Annotated in this window: 1 protein-coding gene; it reads left to right on the top strand. The window is 48.3% G+C overall.

Going from position 1 to position 1,642, the window contains the following annotated elements:
* Positions 1 to 1,642: hypothetical protein (locus A3763_RS29315; protein WP_197483159.1), on the top strand; the 1,642-nt coding region annotated here is incomplete at both ends.

Raw genomic sequence — 1,642 nt, 5'->3', positions numbered from 1 at the left:
TGGATCAGAAACGCTTGGTGAGACCGCGAGAGTTGCAGCAAGCTTTGATGGTGATCCCAACGATGTTGTCGCGACGGATGTAGATTTGTCCGCCTTTGATGTCTCTGGTTTGCCAGTTCACTTAGCCTTTGGTGATGAAGCTTTCGATGCGGATGCCGTCTTTAGTGATGGCGCAGAGATCTTTGTTGCAGAGCTCAGCGCTGTTAACACTTCGTATATTTTCGAGTGTGATGCAGACTGGTCACCTTGGTTTGCTTCAAACCTTGATTGCGACAATGTGGTGCCAATAGGCTTTGTCGCTGAAGACCCTGATGAGGATGGTATTCATGATCCAATTCCAGCGACGTCTTTTGCTGATGTATTTTCGACCGCGGCAGAGCTACTTGCTCAGCCAGTGACGCAAGAAGTGTCTGATCGGGGGCTGTATATTGGTCATGGTTATGATCATGGTGGATCATTCCATATTCGTGCTTATCTTGAGTCGACTTCAGGTGACGGCAGTGGTTTGGACGGTGATCAAAATGCAGGGATTGGTTTTGTGAAAGTTTATGACCACTCTTCAGATGTATTCCATATAGCTGAACTGGCGATAAGCTCGACAACCATCGATTCACATCAAGTTATTTCTTTCGAGGTGCCTGAATTGGTAGCGAAGCTCGTTGATTTGGATAGTGAAGAGCGTCACCAGTTTATCTTTGTTGATAATTCCGAAACGGCAGGGCCGATTGTGCGCCGAGGAGGAGTACAGCTACAGGGCGCCGGTGATAAGGAACTGATGTTCAATAATGTAGCTTTTGAGGATCTGAAAGCGGCTGTCATCTTACCGGGTAATGGTGGCGGAACGGGCGGTGCTCCGGCTGGAGAGAATATCGGCCTTTGGCTACTTGATAACGGTGGCAGTGACTACCATGCAGTTGTCTTTTATGGTGATGCGAATTATATCGTAGGGCATACTGCAAACTCGGAATCCGATCCGGTTTATGGTGTGCTACCAACTTCTGCAGAGCATGGCACATATACATGGGACCCAACAAGCGGTGTTTTTGAACCAAATAAAGTTGGCGAAAGTGACGGTGATGGAGGGCTTGATAATGCCATTGGCGAGATGACCATGGTGATCGATGGCGATGTATTAACGTTCGATGATGATATAGGCCCGGATGAGCTTGTGCGAGGATACTCTGATACGAACCCACTAATTGGTGCCTGGCAGATACCTGAGCCGGGTAATATGAATATTCTGGTTTTTGTGGATGAAACTCGCTACATCATTATGCATACCAACAACGGAGAAGAGCATGATGTTGGTGTGATAGTGCCAACTTCAGCAGAGCACGGAACTTATACCTGGGATCAGGAAACAGGAGATTTCTCTGTTTCCGTGCTGGGTCAAAGCGACGGTGAGGGCGGTTTATCTCATCCTTCAGGTCTCGGTTGGAGCATGTCTTTAAATGGAGACGCGCTTAGCCTAGATGATGGTGAAGGTTCCTTTGTACTTCAGCGTGTGGGCGCAGATCCATTTGCTGCGGCAAGCAATAATGGAGTGGACTTCTCGGACTCTGCAACTCTGACGCAAGGGCAAGAGCTGGGAGTTCTGGGTTCTGGTCTCTTAAGAGAATGGTATGACGATGGCACTTCGACA

The sequence above is a fragment of the Oleiphilus sp. HI0128 genome, assembly GCF_001635365.1.
This window is presented reverse-complemented; position numbering and strand designations above follow the sequence as displayed.